Origin of the sequence: Haloarcula sp. JP-L23 (genome assembly GCF_011602445.1) — an archaeon.
Lineage (GTDB): Archaea > Halobacteriota > Halobacteria > Halobacteriales > Haloarculaceae > Haloarcula > Haloarcula pellucida.
Genome location: NZ_CP050014.1, coordinates 20,800 through 42,039, shown reverse-complemented (window position 1 = coordinate 42,039; position 21,240 = coordinate 20,800). Strand labels below are relative to the sequence as shown.

Annotated in this window: 10 protein-coding genes and 11 pseudogenes; 11 read left to right on the top strand and 10 right to left on the bottom strand. The window is 54.0% G+C overall.

What is annotated here, in order from left to right:
- Positions 1-157: 157 nt before the first annotated feature.
- The 4 genes and pseudogenes from G9465_RS00190 to G9465_RS00175 all read right to left on the bottom strand — a co-directional run bounded on the left by G9465_RS00190 (position 158) and on the right by G9465_RS00175 (position 3,861).
- Positions 158-1,347 (bottom strand): annotated as a pseudogene (locus tag G9465_RS00190) (ISH3 family transposase).
- 105 nt (positions 1,348-1,452) lie between these two features.
- Positions 1,453-1,674, bottom strand: a pseudogene (locus tag G9465_RS00185) (NUDIX domain-containing protein); the annotation flags it as partial.
- Between the two features lie 58 nt (positions 1,675-1,732).
- Positions 1,733-2,710, bottom strand: coding sequence for a GDP-L-fucose synthase (locus G9465_RS00180; RefSeq protein WP_166966407.1), 978 nt, complete (start codon positions 2,708-2,710; stop codon positions 1,733-1,735).
- Positions 2,707-3,861 carry a GDP-mannose 4,6-dehydratase gene (locus tag G9465_RS00175; RefSeq protein ID WP_227015649.1) on the bottom strand — a complete coding sequence of 385 codons (1,155 nt, stop codon included), beginning with the start codon at positions 3,859-3,861 and terminating at the stop codon, positions 2,707-2,709. Before G9465_RS00175 ends, G9465_RS00180 begins: the two co-directional genes overlap by 4 nt.
- Before the next feature lie 396 nt (positions 3,862-4,257).
- Here G9465_RS00175 and G9465_RS00170 point away from each other — a divergent pair, with 396 nt between their 5' ends.
- The 3 genes from G9465_RS00170 to G9465_RS00160 all read left to right on the top strand — a co-directional run bounded on the left by G9465_RS00170 (position 4,258) and on the right by G9465_RS00160 (position 7,869).
- Complete coding sequence (locus G9465_RS00170; protein ID WP_166966404.1) at positions 4,258-5,787, top strand: glycosyltransferase family 39 protein; 1,530 nt, start codon at positions 4,258-4,260, stop codon at positions 5,785-5,787.
- A gap of 121 nt (positions 5,788-5,908) precedes the next feature.
- Complete coding sequence (locus tag G9465_RS00165; RefSeq protein WP_166966388.1) at positions 5,909-6,172, top strand: hypothetical protein; 264 nt, start codon at positions 5,909-5,911, stop codon at positions 6,170-6,172.
- Between the two features lie 116 nt (positions 6,173-6,288).
- Positions 6,289-7,869, top strand: coding sequence for a glycosyltransferase family 39 protein (locus G9465_RS00160; protein ID WP_166966385.1), 1,581 nt, complete (start codon positions 6,289-6,291; stop codon positions 7,867-7,869).
- A 387-nt stretch (positions 7,870-8,256) separates the two neighbouring features.
- On the opposite strand, the gene G9465_RS00155 is transcribed toward G9465_RS00160, so the two are convergent.
- Positions 8,257-9,354, bottom strand: a complete 1,098-nt coding sequence (locus G9465_RS00155) for an IS630 family transposase (protein ID WP_166966382.1) — start codon at positions 9,352-9,354, stop codon at positions 8,257-8,259.
- A 46-nt stretch (positions 9,355-9,400) separates the two neighbouring features.
- Between G9465_RS00155 and G9465_RS00150 the strand changes: the two are divergent.
- From G9465_RS00150 to G9465_RS00140, 3 pseudogenes are all read left to right on the top strand, one after another.
- Positions 9,401-10,290: pseudogene (locus G9465_RS00150) on the top strand (IS110 family transposase); the annotation flags it as partial.
- 25 nt (positions 10,291-10,315) lie between these two features.
- Positions 10,316-10,771 (top strand): annotated as a pseudogene (locus tag G9465_RS00145) (ISH3 family transposase); the annotation flags it as partial.
- 82 nt (positions 10,772-10,853) lie between these two features.
- Positions 10,854-12,061 (top strand): annotated as a pseudogene (locus G9465_RS00140) (ISH3 family transposase).
- A 451-nt stretch (positions 12,062-12,512) separates the two neighbouring features.
- Here G9465_RS00140 and G9465_RS00135 read toward each other — a convergent pair.
- Positions 12,513-14,090 carry an alkaline phosphatase family protein gene (locus G9465_RS00135; protein WP_166966379.1) on the bottom strand — a complete coding sequence of 526 codons (1,578 nt, stop codon included), beginning with the start codon at positions 14,088-14,090 and terminating at the stop codon, positions 12,513-12,515.
- Positions 14,091-14,152: 62 nt separating this feature from the next.
- Here G9465_RS00135 and G9465_RS00130 point away from each other — a divergent pair, with 62 nt between their 5' ends.
- Positions 14,153-15,688 carry a flippase gene (locus G9465_RS00130; protein WP_166966376.1) on the top strand — a complete coding sequence of 512 codons (1,536 nt, stop codon included), beginning with the start codon at positions 14,153-14,155 and terminating at the stop codon, positions 15,686-15,688.
- A gap of 60 nt (positions 15,689-15,748) precedes the next feature.
- On the opposite strand, the gene G9465_RS00125 is transcribed toward G9465_RS00130, so the two are convergent.
- The 3 genes and pseudogenes from G9465_RS00125 to G9465_RS25470 all read right to left on the bottom strand — a co-directional run.
- Positions 15,749-16,945: a sulfatase-like hydrolase/transferase gene (locus tag G9465_RS00125; protein WP_166966373.1), complete on the bottom strand. Its 1,197-nt coding sequence runs from the start codon at positions 16,943-16,945 to the stop codon at positions 15,749-15,751.
- 316 nt (positions 16,946-17,261) lie between these two features.
- Positions 17,262-18,058, bottom strand: a pseudogene (locus G9465_RS00120) (IS5 family transposase).
- Between the two features lie 122 nt (positions 18,059-18,180).
- A pseudogene (locus G9465_RS25470) lies at positions 18,181-18,493 on the bottom strand (IS6 family transposase); the annotation flags it as partial.
- Positions 18,494-18,602: 109 nt separating this feature from the next.
- On the opposite strand from G9465_RS25470, the pseudogene G9465_RS00115 reads away from it, so the two are divergent.
- A pseudogene (locus tag G9465_RS00115) lies at positions 18,603-18,713 on the top strand (IS5/IS1182 family transposase); the annotation flags it as partial.
- Between the two features lie 213 nt (positions 18,714-18,926).
- On the opposite strand, the pseudogene G9465_RS00110 reads toward G9465_RS00115, so the two are convergent.
- A pseudogene (locus G9465_RS00110) lies at positions 18,927-20,116 on the bottom strand (ISH3 family transposase).
- Between the two features lie 100 nt (positions 20,117-20,216).
- Between G9465_RS00110 and G9465_RS00105 the strand changes: the two are divergent.
- The 3 genes and pseudogenes from G9465_RS00105 to G9465_RS00095 form a co-directional block, all read left to right on the top strand.
- A pseudogene (locus tag G9465_RS00105) lies at positions 20,217-20,390 on the top strand (IS5/IS1182 family transposase); the annotation flags it as partial.
- A gap of 58 nt (positions 20,391-20,448) precedes the next feature.
- Positions 20,449-20,740 (top strand): annotated as a pseudogene (locus G9465_RS00100) (IS6 family transposase); the annotation flags it as partial.
- Positions 20,741-20,768: 28 nt separating this feature from the next.
- Positions 20,769-21,110, top strand: a complete 342-nt coding sequence (locus G9465_RS00095; RefSeq protein ID WP_166966370.1) for a helix-turn-helix domain-containing protein — start codon at positions 20,769-20,771, stop codon at positions 21,108-21,110.
- Positions 21,111-21,240: the final 130 nt, after the last annotated feature.

Below are 21,240 nucleotides of genomic sequence, written 5' to 3'. Positions count from 1 at the left end.
GAGAACGCCGAAACGAGGCGGAGTACATTTTTGGCACTACGGAGACTGGGAGAAGAGTCAAAGATCTGGCTACTTTCCGCTGTGACCGTCGCTCAAACCGCTCTCAGAAGACAGCTGTTGCTCCTCGCCAGCCTCGCTTCGACCGAAGCGAGGCGGCTCAGCCGAGTCCGTGCTCGTATCCTGGTGGCAGTCCTTTCCCGTTCGTCCGATGCTTGTTCTTCCAGCCCAGCTCGTCGTCCAACACCCGTTCGATCCCATGGAGAAACGCATCACTGAACGTGAACTCTACAGGGAGTGCTCGCCCGCCACGCCGTGGCCGGGCGAGCACTGCCCACTGCACCACCAGCCACAACTGCTCTATCAGGAAGCCAACACCCACGTAGAAGAGCCGAATTGTCGTCGATGACGTTGTTGTCAAGGCTCGTGCCTCACGGAACTTCTCGTAACTCTTCTCGATCTGTGAGCGCTTGTCGTAGATTGTTGCGACTTGCTGCGGCGTGCGGTCTTCCAGACCGTACGCCGCGTACCCCGTTGTTTTCACACCAGACTTCCCACGATCACCGTTCTGGTAGGTGACGCTCACCGCCAGCGGAAACGTCTGCTCGTGCTCTTTGTCTTCACAGATCGTCTCTTCAGTCATGTACGACGCCGTCGCTGCGAGTTTCTCCCGCAGCGACGCCTTCCCTGTCTTGACCGGGAAGACTGGCGGCGCAACCGCCCGAAGCACGCCGATCACCTCGCCGACGTAGGCTGCGCGATCCATAAGAAGCTGGTCAACGTCGAACGGATACACCGCGACGCGGGCGAGCACGCGCTCGACCGCGTCGGCCTTGCTGTCCTCACCATCGACCGGTTCAACCGCCAGTGTCAGTGGCTTTCCCTGCGCGATCACGAACGCCGTACAGTACCGATGACACTGCGTTGTCCCGTCCCGAGCAGCCATCCGGCGGATCTCGTCGTCGCTCTCCGGTGTCCCATGGAACGGGTTGTCCATGAAGTCGATGCAGACGGTTCTCGACCGCGACCGGTCGAGAACCGACACCGCCAGCAAAGCGAGAATATCGTTGATAGCGTCTAGCATTGGCTCTTTGGCGAGCGTATGAAGCCAATTCATGACGGGTTCTCTGTTGGGTGTCTCCTCTGTGTTGGTCGTGACGCCGTTGACCGATGTTGTCCCAACAGCTGCTCGCAGAATAACTTCCATGATATCGCCGGAATCGAGGGCGAGCCCTCGATTCCTGGCATCGGTACCAGCTCAAGCACCTCCAGAGCAAGAGATTTCAACTGGGCGTTCGAAATGAACTCGTCCGGATCTGTGAGAACTTCCTTGAGCAAGGGGACGTTCATCACGAGTGTATCCGGACAGCGGGTGAATCAGTAATCTGATTCATCCGCTTCACTCCTACAACGCGTCAGCTATTGGTCAGTTGAATCAGAGTGGACAACTAGCGACTCTATAGTCACGTCTACACCCAATTCCGTCCGTGCGACACGGTGGACGGCCTCCCGGAGTCGTTCGCCCTTCCGAACCCGACCGCCGGGGACGAACCACTCGCCCTTGGCCGGTTCGTTCGTTCGCTTCAAGAGAACGATTCCCTCGCCGGTCCGGACTACGAGGTCGACCGAGACGAGAGGCACCGACTGGACGATAGTCTTCCACTCCTCGTCAGGGATGTTCCCGGGACCGGCGAGTCCGTCCGGTTTCCCCTCGTCTTCGAAACCTCTGTCGTCGCTACCCATCGGTCTGTGGACCTCCAGTCGGGTGCTCCCCGCGGGCGCTCTCGTACCACTCAATAGTCTGTCGAAGGCCTTCTTCGAACGCCGTCTGTGCCTCCCAGTCGAAGTAGTCTTTCGCACGGGCGGTGTCGAGCCGTCGGCGCGGCTGACCGTCGGGCTTCGAGGTGTCCCAGTCAATATCACCGTCGAAATCGGTCAGGTCCGCGATGAGTTCGACGAGGTCGCGGATGCTGATCTCGGCACCACTGCCAAGGTTGACCGGGTCACTCCGGCTGTACCGCTCCGTGGCGTCAAGGATACCGCGGGTCGCATCCTCCACGTAGAGGAACTCGCGGGTGGGTTCACCAGTCCCCCAAGCCGTGATGCTGTCATCACCGCGCTCGCGAGCCTCAATACATTTCCTGATGATGGCCGGAATAACGTGGGCAGAGTGGAGGTCAAAGTCATCACGCGGTCCGTAGAGATTCACCGGCATCAGATAGATACTGTTGAAGTCGTACTGCTTGCGGTAGGCCCGCGATTGGGTTAGCAGCGCCTTCTTCGCGATGCCGTAGGGGGCGTTCGTCTCTTCCGGGTACCCATCAAAGAGGTCGTCCTCGCTGAACGGGATATCGGTGTGTTTTGGGTACGAGCAAATTGTTCCGAGGATGGTAAACTTGTCTATATCGAATTGACGAGCCATCTCCAGAAGTTCAATTCCCATGACGGCGTTGTCGTAAAAGTACCGTCCCGGGTTCTCACGGTTGGCTCCGATACCGCCGACCGTCGCGGCCAGATGGAGGACGACATCGGCGCCGGACTCAGTGAAGGACCGTCGGATGTCTGCTCGCTCGCGTAAGTCGTACTCGTCGCTCCGCGGGACGAACACATCAACGTCGTCCGACCGCATCCGCAGTTCCTCGATCAGATGACTGCCAAGGAACCCGGCGCCACCAGTGACCATCACGGTCCGTCCGTCCCAGTATCCACTCATCGCCAGTCCACCCGGCCATACCACGCCGGTTTGTTGTTAGCGTACCAATCGATGGTCTGATGGACACCCTCACGCCAAGAGACCTGTGGTTCCCAGCCAGTCGCTTCGGTGAGTTTCTCGTGACCGACGAGCAGTTCCTCGACGTCACTGTCACCGGGCCTGAACCGGTCGTCGTCCTGGACGATTTCTGGGTTGTCCCAGTAGCTGTGTTCGCTCCCAACCCCCAGGATTGTCTCGGTCCACTCGCGCATAGAGATGTTCTCGCCGTACCCGTAGACGTACTGCTCGCCAGGGTTACCCCCCAGTGCCACATGGAGGTGCCCGCGGACACCGTCGCTGACGTAGCACATATCCCGCTTTGGCTGAAGGTTCCCGAGTTCGACGATATCTCGTTCCAGAGCCTGCGTGATGATGGTTCCCGTAATGTAGCGTGGGTTCTGACGGGGGCCGTAGTTGTTGAACATTCGTGTCGTGACTGTCGGTAACCCGTAGGCGTCGTTGTAGTTCATCGTGAGGAAGTCGGCTGCGAGCTTGGAGGTTGCGTAGACGCTCGTCGGATTGACAGGCGAGCGCTCGCTCAGGAGGACACGGCCGTCGTCCTCAAACTCGTGTTTTTCGGCCATCTCCTCTTTCACATTGCCGTACTCCTCGCTGGTCCCGGCAGTGTCGAACTTCGCGATGTCTAGGTCGAGATCGACGACCGACTGCAACAGATTTAGTGTCCCGGAGACGTTGGTGTCAACCGTCTCGTAGGGCCGGTCCCATGACTCACCAACGTGGGCCTGTGCCCCGAGGTGGAAAATGAGCGTGTCGTCGTACCCCTCGAAGGTCGAAAGCGCCTGGTCAACCGAGTGTTTGTCCCGAAGGTCGCCGCGGTGAACAGTAATGTTCTCCCGCTGGTGTCGGATATTGTTCAGTTCGCCACTGGAGGTGGCCCGAACGAAAGTATGCACGTTCGCATCGTATTCAACAAGCGTATCAACAAGATGCGAGCCGACGAAACCGTCCGCACCCGTAACGAACACAGGGCGGTCGGAAAGTTCGTGGTGTAGGTCCATCTTACTGGCCGTATTTCTCGGAGGGCACGTCATTTTTCTTTCCATTTGAGTGCAGGAATGGTAAGAATGCCTACAATATCCGCCAAGGGCCATCTGCTATAGACGTTTCCGATTAGAATGACTCTGTTGAAATCCACTCTCTGTGGAACCAACCGGTAGGGCTCTCTGCAGAAGAGGTGTTTGTATCATCTATTCCAACCCAGTTTTTACCCTCATTAGATACATCAACAACATATGAATAATTTAAACTCTGCTTCGTGGCTGGCAGGTACTATCGAACCTATTGTCTACGGAAACTCGATTAGAGAATTATATCGTGGCCCCATACACTGCATCCCCCGTCTCGGTGTGTTCGAGGCGGTCTCTATCGCAACAGCCCTCCTGAAAACGATTCCCGGTGTCATTATAACATAGACAGTTTTTGGATTTTCCCGTACTAAGAACAACAATGCGGAGTTATTTTAGACTCCAGAAATTCTGTATAGATAGATGTCTACTCAACGTGATTTGGTGGCAGTCTTCTTGCTCGGACTCCCACTTAGGCTACACAATTTTACACTTGGTTCTGTCACGTGGGATCCTATCTGGTCTGTGTACTACTCTACGCCACGCCATCTCATTTCCCTACTAACCCATCCCTGGAACGAGCCGCATCCACCACTGTACTACATCGTGTTGGCAGTCAGTCGACTCCTGTTTGGTACATCTGAGATCTCAGTACGCCTCCCATCACTTCTCGCAGGTGTAGTGGTACCACCGATGGTCTATCTACTGGGTAAGGAACTAGAAGGGCGTCAGGCAGGTCTGATAAGCGGTGTGTTGGCAGCCGTCATGCCTATTCTCGTCACCTTCTCCCAAATCACTCGAATGTACTCCCAACTAGCTGCGTTCGGTACGCTCTCAATGCTTTGTTTTGTACAACTGTACCGGCAGGGTTGGGCATCATCGAGGGCGGCAGCTTACGTCGTTGCGAGCCTCGGGGCGTTACACACAATGGTGTTCGGTGGATTCGTAATCATGGCGCAAGCTTTAATCGTCGCTGCTGGTCTACTCGGGTATATCGAAGCGCCATCTGATGAAAAGTTACATCAATGGGGATTGCTAGGCTGTGTGTTGATTCTGGGGACAGTCCCGATTGCTGCCGCACTCTATATACGGACACAGATGGGTGGCGGAGCTGGCCCTTCACCACCACCAAGCATACTACAGTTTGAGGTTCTCCTCAACAGTTGGGTGGGACACAGTGCCTACGTCACTGCAACCGGATCCTTGGCCCTTTTAGGAGATTTTACCACAGTCGTCGTGTTCCTTATTATTATAGTTTCAGGTATCCTATTGCTCTTCGATAGTTGGCAGCTACGAATAGACCTTAGTACCTGGCTTCCGATTCTTTGGCTTACGACGACGGTCGTGACTCTCTTCGGCGTGTCCATAGTGATGCGGAACTTTACAAGTCAGCGGTTTTTTATTGGTGTAGCCGCTGCCGTGGCTTTGGGACTGGGCATCGGAATCGCCCGTTTCGACCGCCCCTCGATTCGGGGAATCGCGGTGGTCCTTCTTGTTGCCGCAATGGTGACGACATCTGTCGGATCGGTCTCCTCGGTGGCGACACCAGATTGGAAAAGTGGTGTTACTTATCTTGATTCCCACGCGGCTGAAGGGGCCACAGTTTTTACAGACACGGTGACAACACCCAACGAAGTTACTTTTTATAGCGACCGTGAGGACTATGCGGTCAGATACATCGAACGAAATGAACCACGGCTTCGTCAAGCGGCTAATACCAGCAGCGAAGTTTGGGTCATCGGCCAAAGTGCTCGTGCAAAATGGGCAATAGAATTTTATAATTCAAAGGAACAGAGGAGATACGCGGCTGATATTGATGGTATATATGTAGCCGGATATATGACAAATCAGGAGAGTGATTTGGACTCTGGTGACGATCTCGTCTATAGAACCCACACATCAGGGCTGTGTCGCCAAGATAACTATACGGGATATTATGAAATATCTGATTGAACTACCGGTTTGGGGATGAGTCTGATCAGATTTCTTTTCGAGCGATCATATAATAAATTGCCAATAGAAAGAAATGCCTTATATCGCTAAGAATATATTACCGGAGACTGAGGGGTTAACTATGCCTGCAGACAGTCGTCCAAATAGTGATGAGAGACAACACCAAGCAGAACAGGATACCCGTGCTGACGGTATGGATGTTCTGATAACTCCGAGTGGATCAGCGAACGGCGGATACGCATACCATGATATGGACAAAAAAGGACAACCAATTTGTAATGCGGGGGACCAGAATACAGAATTTAAGAAGGTGGAAATATCCGAAGCCAAGCGATTGAACAAAACCCCATGTGGGATGTGCAAGCGTCTCAGAGAGATAGCTTGAGAAGGAACTAGCTTCATTTCGTGGTAAAACTCGACATATGATTATGTCTGAATTGTGTATGCTCACGAGAAACCAAAGCGAGAACTATTTATATTAGACTCTCTCGAATGAGCGGTATGAAACGTTCTCGGCGGCAGTTATTGATTTTACCGGGCATTATTTCAGCAGTATTGATTGCTTTTGTTTACTCTCTAACACACGAGACAGGAAGATATCCAACTCTGTATTGGGCGATGGCAAAGGCGATATCTAACAATGGTTACCTCATCCCAAAGCAAATCAATCATTTCACCGCTGGCGGAATCCCTTTTGGATATCCACCACTGGCGTTCTACACTCTGGCCGCTGTTTCTGACATTACAAATCTCAGTTACCGTTTCGCATCCTACTATCTCCGAATTATTTACTTTATCGGGACACCAGTGACCGCATATTTTTTAACGACCCAATTCTCGAACGGACGATCAGCCAGTGTCGCATCTGTTCTAATCGCAGTGTCGTCTCCAATATTCCTGCTTCACCTCGGTCAAGGGGGGTTTGTTCGAGGGTTAGCCTTCGTACTGTCTCTCACAACACTCACTCTTGCAACACGAGCGCTGAAATCTTCAGAACGTCGGTACTATCTCACTGCAGGAGTTGTTTTCGGACTAACAGTTCTCACGCATCCGACATATGCTGTGTTTGCAGGAGTCGGAACTGCATCACTCTGGTTAGGCATTGATCGGTCTAGAAGTGGATTCAAAATAGGTGCGACTATTGCAATTACTGGCTTCCTCATTGCATCACCTTGGTTACTTTACGTCGTAACTACACATGGGCCGGACATATTTTTCCAAGCGTCACAGACACATGGTGGACTCCTCTCGTTCACCAGACATGTAAACAGTCTATTATCACCACCCGATTCGGGAATTATTGAGAGGGGAATCTGGGTTCTGGGTATTGGGTCACTCGCTGTCTTGGCTCACGAACGACGGTACGGACTTGTAGTACTGTTTGTTGGCGTCGGATTGATGCTGGGCGGACGTCTGAGATTCACGTACACAATTCTCGTAATCTCAGTATCGATCTTGATTGTCGAATATCTATCCCGGCACTTCGAACAGAACAGTATTTCGGTTAAAATCGATATGACGTACTTCGGGAAAGAACAGTTCCATCAAGTTGTCCCAGTCTTTGCAGCAATCTTCCTGCTTCTACCGGCAGTATATGCAGGCATAGGAGGTGCTGAAGATCTTCCGAAAGAGCCCTACAGTAACGCTGACAGTGAGGCGGTAGAGTGGGTGCGTAATTCCACGTCAACCAATGCTACGTTCATAACTCAATTCAGAGAAGAAGAATTCCCCTATTTCGCGAACCGAACGAATCTCATTGTTCCATGGGGTGCCGAGTGGGAAGGGCCCGAAGCATTCGCAAATCAACTTCGAATGAAAAGTGAAATATCGGGCTGTCAAACAGCAGGCTGCTTTTCTTCGTTTCTCCAGAGTAGTGGGTATAATCCGGATTACCTTTATCTGTATAATGAATATATTAATATTGAGTCATTCAATAGAAATAAAAGTTTCGAGATTGTATATCAAAATAAAAAAGTAGTGATTGTAAAACACATGTATGATGATGTCGAGCATTCATCTAATGACACTGCAGGCATAGAGAGCCGGCAGGTAGAGATGTCCGGTGATAGATGGAGTCAGTAGCAATAGCGCTTTTGTGAACAATTTGGTCTTATTGAAATCCTCTGTCGAGGATAGGTTTCAGAAGTCATGCTGACTTGATGGAAACGCTGCTACTCCATGCGAGCGTGAAACAAGATGGGGCGCAAGAGACCGACCTCTATTCCGTGCCATCGAGCACATCGTGCTGACTGGTCCGTGTGCGAAAGAAGCCGAGTCATGGGCGTGACAGCCCGGATGCCGCGCGGCGCGGCATCCGGGAAAGCCCGAATAGGTGATTCTCTGCTTCACGCACTGGCGTCCCGGGTGAACAAACCATGTACCTCAGAATTGATGTCCACAAACGGTACGCACAGGTGGCAGTAATGGATGAGGCTGGTGAGATAGTCGAAGAGGTTCGCGTCATAATGGTCAAGATAACTTCTGAAAGTTAAGGAACTTCTCACACCACTTCTTGGCGTAGCTAACTCGCTGCGTCACTTGTTCAAACACGTCTTTGACGAGATCGTGAAATTCATCCTCGTCGCCGACAACAATCGGCGACATCGTCCACTTCAACTGTTTCCAAACTTGCTCGATTGGGTTGAGATGCGGTGATCCTGACGGGAGAAAGATTAGATCGATGCCGAGTTGATGGGCACGCTTGCGCGTGTACTCACAGATATGTGATCCGTGCTTGTCCAAGACGAGCAGAATCCGCTGCCCCGGATTCTGCTCGCGAACCTTCTCCAAGACGCTACAAATCTTCTCTTTTTCCTCTGTTTCAGTCCAGCTAACCAGACTTTCTCCGTTCAACGCGTAGAACCCAACCGCCGAATCTTCGGTCTTGACGAGCGGCCGTTCTATGTGCGGGTCATCGACGTACCACACTCGCCGCGAATTATCGTACGGCTGCGGTTGTGACGCATCGAAAAAGCCGATGACTGTCCCGCCATCAGTACAGATATCGTCGTCGACAACCCATCCGTCCTCCTCATCGCCTTCCTGTTTGTTATGGGGTTCGTCGTCAGTCTCGTCGAGCGCGTCGCCGACGCGCTCGTCGAGGACCTCCTCGGGATTCTCCGGTCGGCTCGGCCGTTTTGGTCGTGGTTTCGCGTACGATAACCCAAGATCTCGGAGAAACTTCCCGAGGTAATCCGGGTGGTACTCGACACCGAACTCCTCGGCCAAAAGGTGCTGTATCTCCTGTGACTTCCATGGTTGACCCTCTTGGAGCAGTTCGAGCAGCTCATCCTGTTCGTCCTCGTCGAGTTTCGGGGGCCGACCGCCCCCGAAACTCGGCATCAACGCTTCGAGTCCGCCTTCGTTCCACGCATCCGCCCACCGGCCGCCGGTCGCTGCCGACCGTGCTTCTCGGTCGGCAGCTTCCGCAATCTTGTCGCCTTGGTAGAGATTCTTCACGAACCCTAGACGCCGAATTCTGTGCTTGTCTTCGGCGTCGCGGAGAAGCTCATCGAGCTTCACCTCTGAGATGTGACGCTTGATCTCTTTGCGTCGATCGCGTCCCATTGCCAGCACGTCGAGCCGACCCCACAAAAGATTCCTCACTCATTAGAACGCGAACCTCTTCGACTATCTCGCCCAGCGGTATGCTGGCGCACAAGCCGCGATTGAGGCGACCAGCAATTACTGCCACATCCATGATACGCTGTCTGAACATTTGGATGTGACTGTTGCCCACCCGAAAGAACTGAACCAGATCGCTGAGTCAGACAAGAAAACTGATCGCGTCAACGCCAAAGAGCTAGCGCGGATGGTGCGGTTGAATTCAGTGCCCGAGAGCTACGTTCCAACCGACGAGGTCAGGGAAGCCCGCGCACTCGTGCGCGGGTGACAAACACTGGTCGAAAACCGTACCAAGTACGCCAACAAAATCCATGGACTCCTCTCCGATCACGGTATCACGAGGATGTGAAGCCGTTGAGTGTGGAGGGACAAGATTTCCTCCGGGAACTCTCGCTCTCGACGCCGTGGGACGCGTTGTTGGAGTCGTACCTCGGGTTGATCGAGACGCTCACCGACGAGATTGAGAGTCTGGAAGAAACAATCGAAGAGCGCACTGGGTCTCTGAAGGAGATCCAGCTGCTGATGACCATTCCGGGTGTGAGTTACTATACAGCGTTGACGATATACGCGGAGTTAGGTGAGATAGAGCGGTTTGACAGTGATAAATCGGCCGTCAGCTACGTCGGATTGAATCCGGTGATCCGCGAGTCGGGCGACCCGCGGATCGAGGGGAGCATCTCGAAACGTGGTTCAGGAAGAGTTCGGTGGCTGCTGGTCCAGGCTGCTAATACCGCAGTACACACATGTAGCGACGAGTATCTGAGTCGCTTCTATGAACGGCTAGCAAGCCGGAAGAACTCACAGAAAGCGATCATCGCAACGGCACGGAAGATGCTGGTATCGATCTACCACATGCTCAGTACTTCACAAAGCCGGTGAGTTGAGAGGTCTGCTTGCTGAAGGTGTGTCTAATACCAAGCAATCAGACGGTGAAATCTATGAGGACCAGCTTCTTAACTTCCTCGTCAACACGCTTGACGAGGAAGTCACACTCGGTCTCGGCGCGAATGCTGAACTCGATGATGAGGATATCTGCAAGGTCCTCGTCGGCGCTTGCGCCGACGGGACCTCGATATCTGAACTCTGCGAGACCAGTGAAGATTCTCCCCACGAAAACACGATTCTGTATCACCTCCGCGAAGAGTTCGAACTAACGTCGGTTGAACAAGTCGGGAACGCACTCCTGCAAAAGGACGTTCTAGAGATCCTTCCCGAGCAGGTGGAGGTCGTCGCAGACCTCCACCTGCGGCCCTACTACTGTGACGAGGATGAGACCAATGGCCTCTATCACTCAGAAGCGAAGCGTGGAACCACCGCGTTCCACGCCTATGCGACGCTCTACGCGCGTGAGAAGAATCGCTAGTTGTCCACTCTGATTCAACTGACCAATAGCTGACGCGTTGTAGGAGTGAAGCGGATGAATCAGATTACTGATTCACCCGCTGTCCGGATACACTCGTGATGAACGTCCCTTGCTCAAGGAAGTTCTCACAGATCCGGACGAGTTCATTTCGAACGCCCAGTTGAAATCTCTTGCTCTGGAGGTGCTTGAGCTGGTACCGATGCCAGGAATCGAGGGCTCGCCCTCGATTCCGGCGATATCATGGAAGTTATTCTGCGAGCAGCTGTTGGGACAACATCGGTCAACGGCGTCACGACCAACACAGAGGAGACACCCAACAGAGAACCCGTCATGAATTGGCTTCATACGCTCGCCAAAGAGCCAATGCTAGACGCTATCAACGATATTCTCGCTTTGCTGGCGGTGTCGGTTCTCGACCGGTCGCGGTCGAGAACCGTCTGCATCGACTTCATGGACAACCCGTTCCATGGGACACCGGAGAGCGACGACGAGATCCGCCGGATGGCTGCTCGGGACGGGACAACGCAGTGTCATCGGTACTGTACGGCGTTCGTGATCGCGCAGGGAAAGCCACTGACACTGGCGGTTGAACCGGTCGATGGTGAGGACAGCAAGGCCGACGCGGTCGAGCGCGTGCTCGCCCGCGTCGCGGTGTATCCGTTCGACGTTGACCAGCTTCTTATGGATCGCGCAGCCTACGTCGGCGAGGTGATCGGCGTGCTTCGGGCGGTTGCGCCGCCAGTCTTCCCGGTCAAGACAGGGAAGGCGTCGCTGCGGGAGAAACTCGCAGCGACGGCGTCGTACATGACTGAAGAGACGATCTGTGAAGACAAAGAGCACGAGCAGACGTTTCCGCTGGCGGTGAGCGTCACCTACCAGAACGGTGATCGTGGGAAGTCTGGTGTGAAAACAACGGGGTACGCGGCGTACGGTCTGGAAGACCGCACGCCGCAGCAAGTCGCAACAATCTACGACAAGCGCTCACAGATCGAGAAGAGTTACGAGAAGTTCCGTGAGGCACGAGCCTTGACAACAACGTCATCGACGACAATTCGGCTCTTCTACGTGGGTGTTGGCTTCCTGATAGAGCAGTTGTGGCTGGTGGTGCAGTGGGCAGTGCTCGCCCGGCCACGGCGTGGCGGGCGAGCACTCCCTGTAGAGTTCACGTTCAGTGATGCGTTTCTCCATGGGATCGAACGGGTGTTGGACGACGAGCTGGGCTGGAAGAACAAGCATCGGACGAACGGGAAAGGACTGCCACCAGGATACGAGCACGGACTCGGCTGAGCCGCCTCGCTTCGGTCGAAGCGAGGCTGGCGAGGAGCAACAGCTGTCTTCTGAGAGCGGTTTGAGCGACGGTCACAGCGGAAAGTAGCCAGATCTTTGACTCTTCTCCCAGTCTCCGTAGTGCCAAAAATGTACTCCGCCTCGTTTCGGCGTTCTCACCGTGTCAGACCAGCTTCTTGTTGCCGCCGCTATTGAGAGAGTGGACAACTAGCGAGAGTCGTCACTCGGGGTCTACGAGCACCTCTACGGCACGGCCGAACTGGATGACGTCGGCGGGAAACACTACATCCCGAACGGGTTCGTAGTCCAGACAGAATCGGATTCATTCTCGCTCGATGAGCAACACGAGGCCGTCGACGTGTTCACGGAACTGCCCGACGACCTCCACGGATACGTTGAGGCGTACCTCGAAGACGCCGGCATCCGATAGTCGACTCGGGGACTCTCACACTCACATATAGCCGAGGTCCTCTAACCGGTCCTCTATGTCATTGTCCGGGTCACGCTTTCGGATGGCCTTACTCTCGAATACCGAGAGTGCCGTCGTCTCTGTCGGCGTTTCGGCAATCGTCGAAGGTACTCTACCATCAAGGTCGTCCGGAAGCGGTACATCCTGCAACGCGAGGACTATCGGTGCCACGTCGATCGCGTCGACATCAACGGTTTCACCGCTCGCTCCACTGTAGATGAATATACCTTCGGGGTGATGGTCAGCGATTCGCTCTCGCGGGTCGTGGATCCACCTGTCGCCGAAGTCTCCGTAGCACATGTAACTCCAGTCCCTCGGTGTCAGCAACAGATCGGGGGCAGCGTTGGCTTGTCCGCCGTGGTATACCTCTTCACCCGGTGTGACGGCCTCGAACACTGGATCGCCGGTCTCGGGGTGTTTGAGTTCGAGGAAGCGGTTACGTAACTCGGCTCGGTAATGTTCGTATCCGTCTTTCGTAACCGTCCCCAAAGGATACCGTGATTCTCTGTTGACGAACACTCGTCCCATCGAACCGAAACTGAACGATTGCGTCCCGTCCCAGTCAAGTCGCTCGTGGAGGTATTCCTGACCGGTTGCTCCCTCTACTATCTCGCCCGTCTTGACTAGCCACTTCGGGAGTATCTCTTTCGCAGTCCCGACGAGGCTTTTGCGGATTCCGGTCGGAATGCTGTCGAGGATCCGCAGTCCTCCGGCGATTGCGGTCGCGGCACCCCTTCGACACCCGCTGCCTTCATCTTGTTTTAAGTCACCTAGTGACTCTAGCAAACCATTGAGGTGTATCTCGCCCTCTAAGGGGGTAAATCCGTGGTCGGACACGAGCAGCACGTCTGTCTCGTCGTCGACGGCGTCAAGTAGTCGTCCGATCTGGGTGTCGATGTGTCTGTACATCTGTTCGACCGCTGGTTCGCCGTTGATGTTCTCGCCCCAGAGATAGTGCTGGACCCAGTCAATACCCATGAAGACTGGCCAAAGTAGCTCCGGGTCGTACGCTTCTGCCAGCGAGAGAGTCACGTCACAACGGCACTCTGTGAGTGAGGTCACCTCTTCAAGATAGCCCGATGGATTGTCGTGTGGGTCGGTCCCGGGTTGGATCCTGTAGTCGTCAGGGAGGTGGTCACGGATGGTGGGGTCGGACACGATTTCGTCGTCGGCAGCGGCCGGGAAGCCGGAGATGAAGAATCCATCAACGTCTGGCGCAGGCGAGGCGACAGGGAAGTTGACAATGCCGACCGACTGGCCAGCGTGGTTACAAGCGTCCCAGACCGTGGGTCGCTGGATATCGCTGTACTCTACGGGTGTGACTTCGTACGTGTCTGGATCTTGCTTCCGGAAATCGTAGATGCCGTGTTTGCCGGGATTCACACCGGTTGCCATAGACGTCCACGCGAGAGGGGTCATCGGTGGGCGGGTGGAGTTAAGGGTGCCACTGTCTCCCCCTCTCACGAGTCGCTGGATGTTCGGGAGGACATCGTTTTCACAGAGACGGTTGATGACATCCCACGTCGCCGCGTCGACACCGACCACGAGCGTCTCGACCATCGAAATTGGTTTCTTGGTGCTAATGTAAACACTTGTCTGTTCGGGTGTCGGTGTTCACAGTGATGGCCGATTCGAGCGAGGATAAGTCGGCGACAGACGGGAACAAGACACTTCTTCGCCAAGGGAGTATCACGCTTGTAGGGAACGTCCTCGGGAAAGTTCTCGGATTTGGCTTCTTTCTGTTAATACCTCGGCTAGTTGATAAGGATACGTTCGGTGTGTACACATTGGCGGTTTCTATCGTGACACTTCTTGTTGCAGTGGGCAGTCTGAATATCGACCGTGCGGTTGACTATTTCATCCCAAAGAATCAAAGATCCGAAAGTAGATCGGTCCCGTCAAAGATATTAGTGAAATTGGGAGGTATTGCAGCCCTCTGCTCACTTGTTGTTGCCGGTTTTCTGGTTATATTCAGCGGCAGAGTTGCGACTCTGTTTGGAGAACCACGGTTGGCATCGGTATTGCCAATCCTCGCTGTCCTCTTACCACTACTGTCTATACATCGGCTACAACTCGCGATTTTCAACGTGGTGAAACGTCTTCAGTATCGAGTTTATACAAAAAACTTCACACTTCCGGTAACCAAACTCACGGGTGCAGGGATTTTGACTGTCACAGGATACGGCTTGATGGGCATATCTGTGGGGCACGTCATTGCTGTATTACTAGCTGTCTCTGTCGGGTTTTTTATCGTCTTTTTTCAAATCCCTTGGTCAGCAAAGTCAACCGAAGGCTCCGTAACTATCAAAGAAATCCTGAAATATTCTCTTCCACTCTCATTTGCTGGTGTTGTGACGACGGTTGTAAGTCAGGTTGATTTCCTCGTCGTCGGCCTCTTCCGAAAATCAACCGAAGTAGCTACGTATCGTCTCGCCTTTCTGCTTGCAGTCAATATACTCCTTTTTCATCAGGCGGTCACGCCAATTTTCAAAACTTTGACGGCTGAGATTGCTGATGATACAACGGCTTTGAAAGATCGGTATCAGCTAGCACTCCGGTGGGTGACAATAGTGACACTGCCACCAGCAGTCACGCTATTGTTACTCCCTGGTCGATACTTTGGGCTACTATTTGGTCCCAAGTATTCTGCAGCGAGTACCGTACTACCAATTCTGGTTTTCGGACAGCTATTCAATACTTCAGTCGGTCCTTCCGGTCGTTTCCTCGAGGGTAGAGGCAGGTCTCGGCTTGTCTTATTGAATACTCTGCTTTTATTGACTGTGAATGCAACTCTTGACGTGATCTTCGTACAATCATTTGGTATCGCGGGGGTTGCTGCAGGTACCGCTACCGCCTTCGCGTTGGTCGGAATTGTTGAAGTACTTGAAATCTATATTTTCGAAGGGTTTTTTCCGATTCCTCCAAACGTTGGGAAGATATGGCTTGCTGGCGGTGCCTGTTATATTTGTTCTTTTTTTCTGCTCTCCTATTTCAGCTACCATAGCATTTTCACTTTCACTTTGCCAGCTATTGTACTGGTTTTGTATTTTTTCTTCCTCGTGCTCTCCAGAGCTTTCACCGAAAACGACCATCGTATACTCTCTTCTGTAGACGACTGGATTGGCTATCCGATTCTGAATCGCCTGATAATACGATGACACTACGGTAGAAGTGCTACTAACGATCAAACATCTACTTCTTCGATATCGCCTCTCGACTCACAAATATCCTAGATCCTCTAACCGCGATTCAGTTTCGCCAGATATCTCTGACGATTCGATTTCCTGGATTGGATTCATCTCCTGGTGCTCTTTTTTCCACTTTTCGACGACCTCCCACCCGAAACCGGGATTGTCATATGTGCGACGTGACTGAAGGTAGTGAAACACTGCATCAAGGAAGTTACCAGGCGTCCGACGGAGGTGCGTAGCTTGCCAGCCTGGAGCAGCTATCAGTCCGAGAACCGACAACGGACGCTTCGTGAGGTTCGTCCTGTTCAGGACACGGCCTCCCGCTTCATCCCAAACTCCAATCGCGTCGTGAAATGAAACGACTTTCTTCCGAATGTACTGGTTCATCGTCGATACAGTGTATCCCTGTTCTGGGGATTTTTCGAAGAGGTCAACACCGTTTACGTGATCGGGAATCTCTTCACCTGTCGCTGAGAGTAGCGTTGGATAGAGGTCGACGTGACGCATGATTCCCTCGGCGGATTCGCCGTTCGGCAATTCCGGATGAAAGAAGACTGTCGGTACGTACGCGGCCTCTGGGCGGAGTGGGGACGAATGATCCACAAGCCCGTGTTCCCCGAGGTACTCTCCGTGATCGCTGGTGAAGACGATCAATGTGTTCTCCAGTTCGTCCATTTCTCTGAGGATTGATAGTCGGTTCTCGAAATCAGTGACTGTCCCCTCCACTGCTTTCTGGTACCAGTGACGATGTTTCGCAGAATCGCCGCTAAACTGGTCAATGAATTCTTCGTAACTGTCTTGCCAGCCGGCAGCCTTGAACGGAGCGTGGCCGCCATGATGGCGTTCGAAGTAGGAGAACGGACTATTGAGTGACTCTAGTTGACGCCGTTCATCCTGTCGCAGAACCGAAAACGTCCCATCATTGATTGTCCCTTCGTCGCCGGGCATGAAATATCCGCAATCGAATCCCGGATGTTCCAGAAGGCTGGATACTTCCGGTACCTGTCCACGCCACGAAAAGACACCATGTCTTTCCGGCCAGAGCCCTGTTACCATGCTCGGGAGGCTTGTATGAGTCGTCAGTGAGGCGGCGACAGTCTTGCAAGTAAGTCCACGTTCTCGGATCGACTTGGGGAGATAATCCCAGCGGAGTGCATCAGCGACGAAGACACATATATTTTTGACCTCTCCGATTGACGGGAGGACTGAGGCTTCAGTTCTCATAGAGCTATTCCGTTCCTTTGCTGTTATAATATGACCGATCTATCTATCGGTGGAATATCGTGCCGTGATGTTTCCAATTTGGTGTCCTCATATGATAGATATTGTGCCTTGTTGAACGCAAGATGGCGTCGAGGTAGGATCGACGATCTACAGTTTCATAACTTCAGAGACGAGTTTTTGGACTCAGAAGATGCAGTAGCTGTCATTACCGGTGCTTGCTGAAGAGTCAGAACTATGGCATCTAGCACTCTCGTTTAGATGACGACGGCGATGCCTCTCCCGGATACGTCCGGAGAAGGGGAGCAGGCGGAGAGCCTTAACTCGCCGCCTGCGTCAGGTTATGCACGATGCACTTCCGTGCCAGCTCTGGGAGTGGAGCTTCTCGCTGTCGTCCTCCTTTAGCTGCGAGAAGCCTGTTTCACTCATCCAGCGCTGGTGGTAGTCATCATCGTCCATTCGGGCGTTGTGCGCCTTCTGCAACGGTGTCTGCTCTCTGTGCTTGATCAACGGTCGCGTTGACTCGGAGCGACACTCCTCACGGAGGTCGCTCCACGAGTAGTTCGCATCAGCAGACAACACACGCAGGTCTTCCGCGTTCCGGCGGAAGACCTGCATCCCGATGTGCCAATCCCACGCTTTCTGCGTCGTGTAGTGAACGTCCTTGATCGCTAATGAATTCACCTCGATCAAGATCGTCGTCTTCAGTGACTGCAAGGAGTAGTTCGCGCGGTCGCGGTAGTGGTAGCTGGTTTGATCGCGTTGGAAGCCACTCGCGTCAATCGCGGCTTCACCACTCCAGCCCGCCTGCTCCGCGCTTCGGTGGAGCAGGCGGCGAAGTTCACGCATCCGGTACTCTTGTTCCCACCGGCAGAGCGAGCTGTAGTGCGGTGCCTCGTTGAGATCGAATACAGCAAGAACACCGGGCATCCCGTTGAGGTAGTCTTCAGTCTCGCGGAGGCTCTTCTCCAGCTCGACACGGAACAGAATCAACGCGATCTGTGTCCACTCGGCGTACCCGTCCGCGCCGTCCGGCGCGGCGGGTACGTCCGGATCGTCTACGTGTTGTTTGGCAAGACCTCGACACATCCGTGCTAGCCATCTGAGCGGTGCCATATCGCCAGACGGCGTCCATTTCCCGGTTAGATTGACGGAATCTTCCTATGAGAGCTTCTGAGGCCGCCGTCAATCGGCGGCAAAACAAGGCAAGATATTGTATAGTTTAGGACCTCCTCAGATCACGTGCAGCCATCTAGTGCCTGGTTCGACCGACTTCGATTATAGTAGTATTTGAACCGATGCAGCCATCGCTTAGCGCTCGATTGATTGCCCCGCCAGAACGAGCGGTCGATCTTGGTGACCAATCAATTTGTGACGACCGGGAGCAGTCAAATATCCATCAGCATTGACGAGAAAAACCGTGCCTAAAATGTCTCATTTGCTGATAAAACGATAGAGAAGCGCTGCCGCGGGGTCAGTCCCGTGGCGTCCGTAGACATCCACCTTTATAAGGAGTTTCGAGTCCGTGTCAATCGCGGCGTAGATCCTTTTTTACCGTCTACCTTTTTTGTTTCTCGTTGACCGGCTCTGTTGAATCACTAGACCGCGGCAGGATCGTTCGCTAAATCGAAGGTGTTGAAGCGGGAGACTCCAGTTGTCCATGACGCAAATCTCCCGCTTCACTGGCGAGATTGTCCCGATTTCTCAAAGCGTTACTGGCGATGGAGACGAATCTGCCGCCCCGGAGGGTGGCGGCGGATTCGCCGACTATCGCTAGTTGTCCACTCTCTCAATAGCGGCGGCAACAAGAAGCTGGTCTGACACGGTGAGAACGCCGAAACGAGGCGGAGTACATTTTTGGCACTACGGAGACTGGGAGAAGAGTCAAAGATCTGGCTACTTTCCGCTGTGACCGTCGCTCAAACCGCTCTCAGAAGACAGCTGTTGCTCCTCGCCAGCCTCGCTTCGACCGAAGCGAGGCGGCTCAGCCGAGTCCGTGCTCGTATCCTGGTGGCAGTCCTTTCCCGTTCGTCCGATGCTTGTTCTTCCAGCCCAGCTCGTCGTCCAACACCCGTTCGATCCCATGGAGAAACGCATCACTGAACGTGAACTCTACAGGGAGTGCTCGCCCGCCACGCCGTGGCCGGGCGAGCACTGCCCACTGCACCACCAGCCACAACTGCTCTATCAGGAAGCCAACACCCACGTAGAAGAGCCGAATTGTCGTCGATGACGTTGTTGTCAAGGCTCGTGCCTCACGGAACTTCTCGTAACTCTTCTCGATCTGTGAGCGCTTGTCGTAGATTGTTGCGACTTGCTGCGGCGTGCGGTCTTCCAGACCGTACGCCGCGTACCCCGTTGTTTTCACACCAGACTTCCCACGATCACCGTTCTGGTAGGTGACGCTCACCGCCAGCGGAAACGTCTGCTCGTGCTCTTTGTCTTCACAGATCGTCTCTTCAGTCATGTACGACGCCGTCGCTGCGAGTTTCTCCCGCAGCGACGCCTTCCCTGTCTTGACCGGGAAGACTGGCGGCGCAACCGCCCGAAGCACGCCGATCACCTCGCCGACGTAGGCTGCGCGATCCATAAGAAGCTGGTCAACGTCGAACGGATACACCGCGACGCGGGCGAGCACGCGCTCGACCGCGTCGGCCTTGCTGTCCTCACCATCGACCGGTTCAACCGCCAGTGTCAGTGGCTTTCCCTGCGCGATCACGAACGCCGTACAGTACCGATGACACTGCGTTGTCCCGTCCCGAGCAGCCATCCGGCGGATCTCGTCGTCGCTCTCCGGTGTCCCATGGAACGGGTTGTCCATGAAGTCGATGCAGACGGTTCTCGACCGCGACCGGTCGAGAACCGACACCGCCAGCAAAGCGAGAATATCGTTGATAGCGTCTAGCATTGGCTCTTTGGCGAGCGTATGAAGCCAATTCATGACGGGTTCTCTGTTGGGTGTCTCCTCTGTGTTGGTCGTGACGCCGTTGACCGATGTTGTCCCAACAGCTGCTCGCAGAATAACTTCCATGATATCGCCGGAATCGAGGGGCGAGCCTCGATTCCTGGCATCGGTACCAGCTCAAGCACCTCCAGAGCAAGAGATTTCAACTGGGCGTTCGAAATGAACTCGTCCGGATCTGTGAGAACTTCCTTGAGCAAGGGGACGTTCATCACGAGTGTATCCGGACAGCGGGTGAATCAGTAATCTGATTCATCCGCTTCACTCCTACAACGCGTCAGCTATTGGTCAGTTGAATCAGAGTGGACAACTAGCGACTATGCGCTCGTTTCCCTGCATTGTCTACGGAGTTACCTTGACGCATCCTACCGAATGACCATTGACCTGTTCAAGGAGATGCCGCAAATAACCGGTGATATCGGCCTCAGCTCGGCCGATATCCCCTCCTCATCCATGTTGTGTAAAGCGTTCGACCGAATCAGTATGAGGGCACTGTTTAGTTGAGCGGCTTTGAGAAGCGAGCAGGTCGTAGCGAGAAGTGCTCATGCAACTCGCAGACCTGCTCAACGAGACGTTAGAAGTGGACAGCCAAGACGTTTGGTGAACGAGCGCACCCCGACACCCGTCCGGCGATTTGGGTGTGTCTCCACACGGCAGGGCTGTCGATCTGGGAGACGGTCGCAATCTTAGAATTCTTGGGTGTCCAACGCTCGCACGGTGCGATCTGGCAGTGGCCCCATCGGCTGGCCGACAGCGACTCGGACCCGGCGACGGCGAGAGTGATCAGCGCTACGTTTGAGCTTTCGGAGAGCGTCATAGATAGTGATGACGAGAAGTCGTCGGATAGAAGTGGTGCGACATTTGGTGGTTGAACAGCTTGATACGGCTATTAATGACGCTCAGAAGGCGGACGAGACCTGTCTCGTCCGGCGACTCTGTTTCATCAAGAACCTCTATTTCGATGATTCAACCGAGAGAGCCGCTCAGCGTGTTGGTGTTTCCCGCCATACCGGTGATCGATGGCTTGCTCGGTGGAACGATGCGGGTGTCGATGGCCTCCGGCCGAGCTTCGCGGGCGGACCGCCCGCGAAGCTCTCTCCTGAACAGTTTGAGGAGTTCTTCACCCTCCTTGAAGACGGCCAACCATGGACACCACAGGCGATTGACGATCTTCTCTGGGAGCGCTACGGCGTCACCTACGATTGAGCGCATCTCGCCCGAATCCTTCGTGCTGACGGCATGCAATACGCGAAACCACGGCCGATGGATCCGCGACAATCACCGGACGCAGAAGCGGATTTTCGTGAGCGCCTCTTCCAGGCGCTCACGAAAAACA

What these genes read in the sequence shown, in the direction of transcription:
- G9465_RS00135 (WP_166966379.1), bottom strand. Translation starts at nt 14,090, where the DNA reads ATGGTCGAGACGCTCGTGGTCGGTGTCGACGCGGCGACGTGGGATGTC.
- G9465_RS00130 (WP_166966376.1), top strand. Translation starts at nt 14,153, where the DNA reads ATGGCCGATTCGAGCGAGGATAAGTCGGCGACAGACGGGAACAAGACA.
- G9465_RS00180 (WP_166966407.1), bottom strand. Translation starts at nt 2,710, where the DNA reads ATGAGTGGATACTGGGACGGACGGACCGTGATGGTCACTGGTGGCGCC.
- G9465_RS00160 (WP_166966385.1), top strand. Translation starts at nt 6,289, where the DNA reads ATGAAACGTTCTCGGCGGCAGTTATTGATTTTACCGGGCATTATTTCA.
- G9465_RS00170 (WP_166966404.1), top strand. Translation starts at nt 4,258, where the DNA reads ATGTCTACTCAACGTGATTTGGTGGCAGTCTTCTTGCTCGGACTCCCA.
- G9465_RS00155 (WP_166966382.1), bottom strand. Translation starts at nt 9,354, where the DNA reads ATGGGACGCGATCGACGCAAAGAGATCAAGCGTCACATCTCAGAGGTG.
- G9465_RS00125 (WP_166966373.1), bottom strand. Translation starts at nt 16,945, where the DNA reads ATGAGAACTGAAGCCTCAGTCCTCCCGTCAATCGGAGAGGTCAAAAAT.
- G9465_RS00165 (WP_166966388.1), top strand. Translation starts at nt 5,909, where the DNA reads ATGCCTGCAGACAGTCGTCCAAATAGTGATGAGAGACAACACCAAGCA.
- G9465_RS00175 (WP_227015649.1), bottom strand. Translation starts at nt 3,861, where the DNA reads ATGGCCCTTGGCGGATATTGTAGGCATTCTTACCATTCCTGCACTCAA.